This window comes from [Phormidium] sp. LEGE 05292, assembly GCF_015207735.1.
Lineage (GTDB): Bacteria > Cyanobacteriota > Cyanobacteriia > Cyanobacteriales > Aerosakkonemataceae > Floridanema.
Genome location: NZ_JADEWG010000038.1, coordinates 43,509 through 52,949 on the forward strand (window position 1 = coordinate 43,509; position 9,441 = coordinate 52,949).

10 protein-coding genes are annotated in these 9,441 nt (G+C 43.7%); 4 read left to right on the forward strand and 6 right to left on the reverse strand.

The window, feature by feature from the left end; translation table 11 throughout:
* Window positions 1-16 precede the first annotated feature (16 nt).
* On the forward strand, window positions 17-925 hold the full coding sequence (locus IQ264_RS13160) for an SDR family oxidoreductase (RefSeq protein ID WP_193981234.1): 909 nt from the start codon (window positions 17-19) through the stop codon (window positions 923-925).
* Between the two features lie 14 nt (window positions 926-939).
* Here IQ264_RS13160 and IQ264_RS13165 read toward each other — a convergent pair whose 3' ends face one another.
* The 5 genes from IQ264_RS13165 to IQ264_RS13185 form a co-directional block, all read right to left on the reverse strand.
* Complete coding sequence (locus tag IQ264_RS13165) at window positions 940-1,476, reverse strand: nucleotidyltransferase domain-containing protein (protein WP_193981235.1); 537 nt, start codon at window positions 1,474-1,476, stop codon at window positions 940-942.
* A 22-nt stretch (window positions 1,477-1,498) separates the two neighbouring features.
* Window positions 1,499-2,254 carry a DNA polymerase beta superfamily protein gene (locus tag IQ264_RS13170; protein WP_193981236.1) on the reverse strand — a complete coding sequence of 252 codons (756 nt, stop codon included), beginning with the start codon at window positions 2,252-2,254 and terminating at the stop codon, window positions 1,499-1,501.
* 62 nt (window positions 2,255-2,316) lie between these two features.
* Complete coding sequence (locus IQ264_RS13175; protein ID WP_193981237.1) at window positions 2,317-3,264, reverse strand: DNA polymerase beta superfamily protein; 948 nt, start codon at window positions 3,262-3,264, stop codon at window positions 2,317-2,319.
* 127 nt (window positions 3,265-3,391) lie between these two features.
* Complete coding sequence (locus IQ264_RS13180) at window positions 3,392-3,760, reverse strand: hypothetical protein (protein WP_193981238.1); 369 nt, start codon at window positions 3,758-3,760, stop codon at window positions 3,392-3,394.
* A 27-nt stretch (window positions 3,761-3,787) separates the two neighbouring features.
* Window positions 3,788-6,511, reverse strand: a complete 2,724-nt coding sequence (locus tag IQ264_RS13185; RefSeq protein WP_193981239.1) for a leucine-rich repeat domain-containing protein — start codon at window positions 6,509-6,511, stop codon at window positions 3,788-3,790.
* A 161-nt stretch (window positions 6,512-6,672) separates the two neighbouring features.
* On the opposite strand from IQ264_RS13185, the gene IQ264_RS13190 reads away from it, so the two are divergent.
* From IQ264_RS13190 to IQ264_RS13200, 3 genes are read left to right on the forward strand one after another with little or no spacing between them, the layout of a single operon-like run.
* Entirely contained in the window at window positions 6,673-7,674 is a 1,002-nt protein-coding gene (locus IQ264_RS13190) for an AAA family ATPase (protein ID WP_193981240.1), read from the forward strand.
* A complete protein-coding gene (locus IQ264_RS13195) occupies window positions 7,671-8,828 on the forward strand; it encodes a DUF2201 family putative metallopeptidase (protein ID WP_193981241.1) in 1,158 nt (385 codons plus the stop codon). Before IQ264_RS13190 ends, IQ264_RS13195 begins: the two co-directional genes overlap by 4 nt.
* A gap of 24 nt (window positions 8,829-8,852) precedes the next feature.
* A complete protein-coding gene (locus IQ264_RS13200; protein WP_193981242.1) occupies window positions 8,853-9,347 on the forward strand; it encodes a pentapeptide repeat-containing protein in 495 nt (164 codons plus the stop codon).
* On the opposite strand, the gene IQ264_RS13205 is transcribed toward IQ264_RS13200, so the two are convergent.
* Window positions 9,328-9,441, reverse strand: coding sequence for a transposase (locus IQ264_RS13205; RefSeq protein WP_413470325.1), 114 nt, complete (start codon window positions 9,439-9,441; stop codon window positions 9,328-9,330). The genes IQ264_RS13200 and IQ264_RS13205 overlap by 20 nt on opposite strands.

A 9,441-nucleotide genomic window follows, 5' to 3' on the forward strand; every position in this document is an offset into this window, starting at 1 on the left:
ATTTTGGGAGGCAATTATGCAACCATTAAAGGATAAGATTGCGATCGTTGCCGGAGGAACTCGCGGCGCAGGTCGAGGCATTGCGGTAGAACTGGGTGCAGCCGGAGCAACCGTTTACGTGACAGGACGCACCACATCTACTGAGCGCTCGGAATACAATCGCCCGGAAACCATTGAAAAAACAGCGGAATTAGTCAATCAAGCAGGCGGAAAGGGAATTGCAGTACAAGTGGATCATTTAGATCCAGAACAGGTGCTCTCGCTCGTTGCTCGTGTGGAGCGAGAGCAAGGACAGTTAGATATTTTGATTAATGATATTGGTGCAGAACATTTTGCAGAGTTTGATAAACCCATTTGGGAAGTTGATTTGGAGCGGGGGCTACGCTTGTTACGATTAGCGATCGACACTCATCTAATCACCAGCCACTTTGCCCTTCCATTGCTGATTCAAAAACCTGGAGGATTAGTCGTTGAACTCACCGATGGAACCGCTGATTATAATAATCGACACTATCGGCAAGCATTGATCTACGATCTGGCAAAGAATTCCATCATTCGCATGGCGTGGGCATTAGCACAAGAGCTCCAACCCCATCACTGTACGGCTGTGTGCCTGACTCCAGGCTGGTTACGCTCAGAAATGATGCTCGATAGTTTTGGCGTGAGTGAAGCCAATTGGCAGGATGCCACAGCTACAGAACCGCATTTTATCATTTCTGAAACCCCACGTTATGTTGGGCGTGCTGTTGCCCATTTAGCTAGCGATCCAGATGTGACTCGCTGGAACGGTCAATCTCTCTCCAGTGGTCAACTTGCCAAGGTTTACGGGTTTACAGATCTCGATGGTTCGCAACCGGATGCTTGGCGCTACATCCAGGAGATAACAGAGATGGGTAAACCTGCTGATACGACCGGATACAGATGAGATTACCAATAACGTTATTCAACTGTATACTGTCGTTTGAATTGCTCATGTAACTCTTGTGTTGCACTTTCCCCAAACGACTCTTTGGCAAGAGCAAAACTAGAAAAGTCTTTCGCTCGCCATTGACTTTGTGGAACTTCTTCAATGTAGTAAAAATAATCCCAAAGTATGGCTTCCCAACTTGTGCAACGAAGCAGTTTACCACCAAGACTTCCCGTAGGTTCTAACGGACAAGTTCCTGGTGGTAAGTCTTCTAACTCGTAACTTTCTCCAACCCGAATGCACGGTTCGCAGTCTAGGAGAACCCCCTGCATCTGTGCTAAAAAACCATAATTCGTTTGTTCAGTAATTGCGCCACCAAGAGAATGTAGTAATGTTAGGAAATCTGTAGTGCGATCGCTCGGATAGACAATATCAATATCTTCATGTTTACGGGTAATTCGATTTAATTTAGCATCGATCGCCCAACCACCCTGCAACCACAGTGGCAGATCGATCTTGTCTGCTTCCAAAAATAACTGGTGGATCAATTCAATTTGAACATCATACATAGTTCAGATCAATTTAAAATTATTAAATTGCTAACCGTACTCTTACCAACAACTGATGTAAAGCATCTTTTGCAGAAGGTGTATCAGGCAAATGGCTGTTGTTACTTGCTTGTTCTAATTCCTGAAACAACCGCTGATACTCTTGTTCATGAAACGCCAAATCACTATCCGTGAGAGCAGATTTCTCTGCACCAGCTAATTTACAAGCAATCAAATCAGGAATTTGTGTTAACTGAAGATGCTGATTCAAAGTTACTAAATTCGCTTGAACTTCTCCCGTTTGCATCAAATAAATTCCCGTTAATAAAACTCGATAAAAATAAAGCAACGGCTTCACTCGTGGGGGTTGCTCTTTCTGGAATAATTGCCACTGCGTCTGAGCAAAACCTTGATAATGATGAGCATGAAACCGTGTAATACAACCTCGAGCAATTTGCTTTAACTCTTCATATTCCGGCGTAGTATACACAACTAGCGGCGAGTAAAGTTGCTCTAAAACATAACCATTTTTCTTAAGTAATAACCCAAAAAACTTCTTGATATCATGAGTTACTAAATCCAGTTGTAAACCATTTTGGATTTGCGAGCATTCAATTGTTTCCTCCCCTTCAATCAATCCAATTACATCTGGAAGCGGTAAAATATGTACTCCCCGCAAATCGTAATCAGAATCAGCAGAAGGAAAACCATACAAATGCGAACCACTAATTGTTGCAAACAATAGGGGGTAAGGTTGATTTTGAACGATCAATAAAAGTTGAGTATTAATCGTATCCATAACCATAAACACCAATTAAAGGAATTGAGCAATAAATTCCCGATATTCTTCTTTCATCTTGATTATCCATCTTTCATCTCATTACTAACCATGAAACGACGAGCCCGCAGTAAAAAAGCATTCGCTTTTTCGTAATTTGGTCTTTCAGGTAACGAAGTATTAGCAAAAGCAGAATCGAACTTTTGATGCAAACTCAATCGCCATTCATTTACTTCTTCCCAACTCATTCCTTGATTACGAATCGCCAATAATTTAGTCCGATATTCTTCTACTCGCACTGGCACAAACCCAGCTTCTAAAATCGTAATCCCTGATAATAATAACCGGATTAAGTGCATGGCGTGTTTGGAGCGAACTTCACCTTGATTTCGCAAATCTTGCTCCATCTTTTTAAACTGAGATAACACATAGCTATTGTAGGTTTGATACACCAATTGTGAGAGGAAAATATGACGTAGTTCTAACAACTCTTTAGCTAATGGTGTCGCTGTTTCTACTAAGGGTGTATACAGACATTCCAATACATTAGGATTTGCTTTTAATGCCAAAACAATAAACTTTTGCAACTCCCAATAGCACTCTTGGGTAGCATTATTTTCCAATTGTTCTGGAACTCCATAAAGCGACCAATGTAAATCTGCTGGTGGTAGATAAATCCCTCTGCGATCGACATCTGAATCCTCATTCTCTAATCCATAAGCTCTAGAACCGACGACACAACGATAAATCACTGAATCATATAAATTATAATCAGCTAACAGATGGGATTGCTCCAATCCTTCCCGTTGATAATGTTTGCGAATACTAAATTCATGTCGCCGCAAATTAACCTGCACTCCTGTCGGCAATTGAATTTGATAAGTATGCGAATTATCTGTTGGCGAGCGCACAATTTCACCTACTGCTCCTCGTAAACAGGAAACCTCACAATTAGAAGTTTTGACTTCCACACGAGTCACTACCTGCGTACCTACTGGCAAGATTAAGTTGTAGTTGGTTATCTGTTTCAAGCTGGCATTGCTCCTGTATTCCCATTTTTACTATTGTAGTACATATAATACAATATCGCTAATACCACCGGAAAAGCAAGTAGCCCAGAAAGTTGTTAAATCCTTAATTAGTTCATGAAGCCAAAACTCATTCGGGTTTAATTATGAACCATTCATGATACAAAATTGCTAGAAAAAATTCCTCTCCTTTAAGTCGATCGCATACAGCCATAAATCCAGCTAAAAATTTCCCATCACCAAATGTTGTATCCTTCAAAAACAGCGTTAGCGAATTACCATCTGCACTCCAAATTGTGCGTAAAATAGTAATGTTTGAATGCTGTTCGCCTGCTACTGGTAAAAGTACCCAACGCCCCTCAATTTCCAAGAATTCAGGGTTTTCATATTCCAATACCCATTTCCAGTCTTCTGGGCCTTCATGCTTCTCAATAATTCTGTCCCAGCGCCGGGATTTAATCTTATTCAAAGTCTCATCGGACAAATCGGATAATTTCATATTTTTTACCACATCAACCCAGAAAAACTAACTTTCTTGAATCAATCGTAATAACTCCTCAGTTGAGATTTTGCCACTAGTATCAGTATCAGACAACAAACTGTCAGCTAAATCAACACGCAAACAAGCGCGGTTATACCAAGCATTCGCGTCGTTTCGCTCCAATTGAATGGCTTCATCGAAGGCTGCCATTGCCGACTCAAGCGATCCTAGTTTCATCAGAGCAACACCGCGAATCGTGAAAAACCCAGATTGCTTGGAGAATTTTGCAATACAGTCCTGGCAATGGGACAAAGCCGTGCTGTAGTTATGTTCTTCAAGCAAACGCCAGCCTTTGATAATGGCAATCGCTTCAGGCGGTAACTGTTGCCCATGCTGGTAATAGCCACTGTGCCAACCGTCGGCAAACTCAATCGCAGGTTCGTTAATCCCATGAAGTTGATTCTCCTCATCCAAGCGAACATGGCGGGGGCGATCGCAAACTATGCAGACTTTTTCGTAAGGAATAATCCAGCCACAAGTTGCTAGTAGTTGTTGCATCGCTTCTTGAGCAGCATAGTGAGACGCTTCTTGCTCTACATACATCTGGCTGACACTGATTAACTCAACCAGATCTTCTGGAGTCAGGTACGCCCGTCCTTTGATGGCATCAAAATCTGACCCACAAGCCACCATCTGCTTAGATTCATGAACATAAAGCCATAGATAGGTTTGGGCGGCATCTTGCCAAATTTGACTGCCCAAACTGGCGCGAATGGCCTCTCCGGGTTGGAACTGCATCATCTGCCACCCAGCTTTCCAGGCTGCTGACCCGACTGGCATGGCAGACTGCACCAACTGCGCCACGATCGCATCGCCTAAAGCATCTTGAGGAATTTGAGTTTTCTGCTCCCGATCGTACCGTTCTACACCTGCTAAGGGACTTTCAAAGAAGTAAATTTCAGGGCTTGGCAGTCCCATCGCTGCATACATTGATGTTACGGCAGCAGTAGCTTGAGAGCGATCTATTGGTTGGGTTAACAACTCCCGATATTGCTGTTGCAATATCGGGAGTGGTGTCAGAGGGTTAGCGGGGTCGTGAGTTGGGGCAAAAACGGTGAGGCGCTGGATTCTGACCGAACAATACTCCAGTTTGGGTAAAAAGAGTAAAGGACTGGTATCTTCGATCGGATTGTTGTTGATGTACAAGTCGCGCAGATTCACCAGCGATCGCAAGGGACTGATGTCAGTAATTTGATTGCCAACTAAATTCAAGTGTTCTAGCTTAGTTAGAGATGCTAGGGGACTAACATCGGTAATTTTTGCACTTCGACAATCTATATAAGTCAGTTCAGTTAGCCTTTGCAACGGACTCAGATCTGAAATTAATCCACTTGAAAGATACAACTTCGTGAGTTTCGTTAAGGAGGCAAGCGGACTCAAATCAGTAATCGAGGTTTCCCGACCCCAGATTTGTAATTCAGTCAGATTGATGAGAAACTTCAGTGGACTCAAATCTGCGAGACATTTACTTCCAATCTGAAGATAGGTTAACTCGGTTAGCGTTTGCAACGGAGTCAAATCATTAATTCCACAGCCATCCAGTTCCAGCCGAGTCAAACGAGTTAGCGTTTGTAGCGGACTTAAATCGCCAATTTCATAGCCACGCAGATCCAGACGAGTCAACCGAGTCAGCCGACTCAGAGGCGTTAAATCGAGCCAGGGTTCATTCTTAACTGAATAGTCGATCGCAAGTTTTAAGGAGTTCAAATTAGTTAAGGTGGCTAACCGCTCTAAATCCGCAGGCTGTCGGATCGTGAGTTGAGGCTCTGGCTTATACTGCTGCTTGTCCAAACAGGGAAGGCGCTCTAAGGTACTTAAATCAGTAATGTCGTTGTCATGAATACTTAAGTATTTCAAGTTCTGCAAGGTTGCCAGAGGGCTGATGTCAGTAATTCGGTTGTAGCTAATCCATAGCCTTTCCAGTGTGGTAAGTTGGGCGATCGTTTCTAAGGAGCGATCGCTAATCTCATTGCTCGACAGATCGAGGTCTTTCAATTGAGTCAAGGCAAGCAAAGGGCTCAAATCGATTGATTCTGTTAGTCGATAAGCGCGATCGCCGAAATCGCCAGAAAGACTAAGCACGGTCAAATTCTTCAAAGCTTTGAGAGGCGTTAGATCGGTGATGAAATTTCGTGAGAGATTTAACTCCCTCAACTCAGTCAAGGTGGACAAAGGACTGAGATCGGTAATGCTGTTACTGCTCAAATTGAGTTCAGTGAGATTTGTGAAGGTTGAAAGAATACTAATGTCGGACAATTTGCTGCGATCCTGATCCTTAAAAGCGCCCCTCAGATCCAGGCTCGTTAGATGGGTGAACGATGCCAATGGGCGCAGATCGGTAAGCTGAAAGGAATACCCGCAAATGTCGCTAAGATCTAATTTTGTACTAGCTAAAAGGATGCTTTCTGTAATCTCAATTTCTAGTTCTGTCCTGACTTCATCAGGTATCAAACTCCATACCTCCGCCAAGGGAAATTCGTCATAGTAGTCCCTAAGACCTAATTCTGTGCAGGCTAAAAAGATACTTTCTGTAACTACACGCTGCTCTTCTGTCTCGACTTCTCCAGGTGTCCAATTCAATAAATATCCCAATTCAATCGTTTCTTTCAATGCCTCAACGGTACGCTTCGCTTCTGGTGGTAGGCTATCTTTGGCGCGACACCAATCAGTGAAGCGGGTAAACATGGAGCAATCAAGTTCGTCATTCATTGCGGTAGCCTACTTTTCTCCAAGGTGGGATATCATCCTCTCCATTAATACTACATTGTGTAGTATTAATGTTCAACAATAACTTGCTGGTTTGACAAACGTAATAATACATACTACAATTATAATACTGAATATTTATACTAAAATTTAATCCAATTATCATGACCCCAACAGAACTGCAACGCTACCTTGAAAATTTAGTGAGCAAAAATATCAAACTCAGTACAATGATTTGGGGGCCACCAGGCATTGGAAAATCCAGTATTGTGGCTCAAGTGTCCCACCAGCAGGAAATCGCTTGCATTGATGTTCGGCTTTCTCAGCTGGCACCTACTGACTTGCGCGGGCTACCAGTGGCAGAGGACGGCATCTCCAAATGGTATCCACCGGAATTTTTGCCACGCGATGGGCAAGGAATTTTATTCCTTGATGAACTTAATATGGCTCCACCTGCAATGCAAGGGGTGGCGCAACAGTTAATTCTCGATCGGCGTGTCGGCTCATATATTGTCCCACCGGGTTGGTTTGTTTGGGCAGCCGGAAACCGTAAGGAAGACCGCGCCGCCGTTTTTGAAATGCCTGCACCCTTAGCAAATCGATTTCTTCATCTGGAGGTAGAGTCTGATTTTGACAGCTTTAAGAGCTACGCCTTAGAAAATGGCATCCACGAGCAAATTCTGGCATTTTTGTCTTTTCGTAGCACGCTTTTGCACAAGCCCGATCCCCAAGAAGTTGCTTGGTGTTCGCCCCGTTCTTGGATGATGGCAAGTCAGTTGCATAGAATCAAGCTTGATGTTGCTCCCGCGATCGGCAAAGGAGCAGCAGCTGAGTTTGCTGCCTTTTTGAAACTCTATGCAAACTTGCCCAATATCGCCCAGATTTTGACGGGTGAAGGTAAATCAATTGACTTTCCTAAAGAACCTTCTGTGCGTTATGCCACTACGATCGCTCTAGCAGTACGCGCCGCAGATGCCACCCAAGCTTATGAAGCTTTCCGCTGGTTAACTAACGTTGCTGGTGCCGAATGGGTACAACTGTTTGCCGTTGATATGTTCCGTAGTATGCGGCGCAAAAAACAAATAGCGGAAATAGCCATACTCATCCAAAAAGATCCCGAACTGCAAAAATTTCTCAAAGATTTTCAAGAGCTAACGGCAGCATGAGTAAAGAAATAGAATTAGAGAAACGGATTAGTGCTTCTTTACTCCGCTTGCAAACTAGGTCTCCCTTTTTTGCAACACTAGCACTGTTTACCCATATCCGCATTACAGAACAAGTTCCCATTGCTGCTACGGATGGGCAGGATATCTTTATTAACTCGAAATTTGTGCGCTCGCTTTCTAGCTCCGACCTCGATGGCTTACTATTGCATGAAGTCCTCCATGCCGCATTGCTCCATGTTGTGCGTCGTCAAGCACGGGAATATCAGTTGTGGAATATTGCTGCTGATATTGTTGTCAATGGCATGGTGGCACAACAAGAAGGAATGACGCTTCCCAAAGGCAGCATTCGAGATCCAAAATTAGAACTCCTCAGCGTTGAAGAGATTTATGAAATCCTTCAAAAACATTCTTGCCCCCATTCTTTAACGCTTCTAGACTTATGGGAGTCTTCAGATGATGGAGAAGACTGCTTAGGAAGCAATAGAGACTGCTTAGGGAGCAACAGAAAGACGGCTTTAGAAACGCACTGGCGTGATGCCATGCAGCAAGCCATAACCATTGCCCAGTCTAGCCAAAATCAGGGAAGCATTCCAGCGGGCTTTGGGCGAGAGTTGAGCTACCTAACTCAACCCCAAATTGATTGGCGTACCTATCTTTGGCGCTATCTTGTCAGAACGCCTACAGATTTTACTGGATTCGATCGCCGTTTCATCGGTCGAAAACTTTATCTAGAGGCATTAGAGGGAGAGTCCGTTAAAGTTTATATTGCTGTTGATACTAGTGGTTCTGTGGGCGATCGAGAGTTGCGCTTATTTCTAGGCGAAGTGCGGGGAATCCTCCAATCTTATCCCCATCTAGTAGGAGAACTCTACTACGCCGATGCCGATGCTTACGGCCCGTATAAACTGGATTCAGACAGCGCCATACCTAAACCTCTCGGTGGTGGTGGCACCTCTTTTATCCCCTTTTTTCAGCAGGTGAAGAATCGACAGCAGTTTGAGTACCAAACAGGTATTTGTGTGTATCTTACAGATGGTTACGGCAGTTTTCCCACCGATATACCTGAACTTCCTGTGTTGTGGGTGGTGACTCCGGGTGGATTAGACTTAAAACAGTTTCCCTTTGGAGAAGCAGTTAGACTTTTGTCTAGGTAACAGAAATACTCTAACAGCACCCTTATGTCCCAACTATCTTCTGCCGATTGTCTGAAACTTTTAGCATTAGGAGTGTCCGCCTGGAATGAAAGGCGAGCGATCGACTATCAGCGTTTGAGTACCTCCAAAGAAAAGGGGATAGTTAATGACAAGGAGAAACCATCATTACAAGCGATCGACTTACAGGGTGCTGATTTACGTCGGGTAAATTTTCGAGATTGTAACTTGCAGGGTGCCAATTTGAGCGGCGCAGATTTAAGCGAAGCCAAGCTTTATCGCGCCAATCTACGAGGCGCAAACTTAAGTGGCGCAAACCTCTACAAAGCTAACTTGAATGGTGCTGTTTTGAAGAAAGTTAACTTTGCTGGAGCCAGGTTAGAACAAGCCAACCTGAGTCGAACAGACCTGAGTGAGTACGATTTTAGCGGTACTTGTCTGCGTGGGGTTAACTTCTGCCATTCCAACCTAACTAAGGTTAAGTTCTATGGTTCTTCCGTACTTACTGTGCTAAATTATTAGGGAAGTGCCAGAACAATAAAGCTCTTAATTCAAAATTGCGGAAATTCCTAAAGCCAAATCCACAACGTTTGAGTAATTTCAATTTATTATTAAT

Coding starts and splice junctions, on each gene's coding strand:
- IQ264_RS13160 (WP_193981234.1), top strand. CDS start 17: ATGCAACCATTAAAGGATAAGATTGCGATCGTTGCCGGAGGAACTCGC.
- IQ264_RS13165 (WP_193981235.1), bottom strand. CDS start 1,476: ATGTATGATGTTCAAATTGAATTGATCCACCAGTTATTTTTGGAAGCA.
- IQ264_RS13170 (WP_193981236.1), bottom strand. CDS start 2,254: ATGGATACGATTAATACTCAACTTTTATTGATCGTTCAAAATCAACCT.
- IQ264_RS13180 (WP_193981238.1), bottom strand. CDS start 3,760: ATGAAATTATCCGATTTGTCCGATGAGACTTTGAATAAGATTAAATCC.
- IQ264_RS13185 (WP_193981239.1), bottom strand. CDS start 6,511: ATGAATGACGAACTTGATTGCTCCATGTTTACCCGCTTCACTGATTGG.
- IQ264_RS13190 (WP_193981240.1), top strand. CDS start 6,673: ATGACCCCAACAGAACTGCAACGCTACCTTGAAAATTTAGTGAGCAAA.
- IQ264_RS13195 (WP_193981241.1), top strand. CDS start 7,671: ATGAGTAAAGAAATAGAATTAGAGAAACGGATTAGTGCTTCTTTACTC.
- IQ264_RS13200 (WP_193981242.1), top strand. CDS start 8,853: ATGTCCCAACTATCTTCTGCCGATTGTCTGAAACTTTTAGCATTAGGA.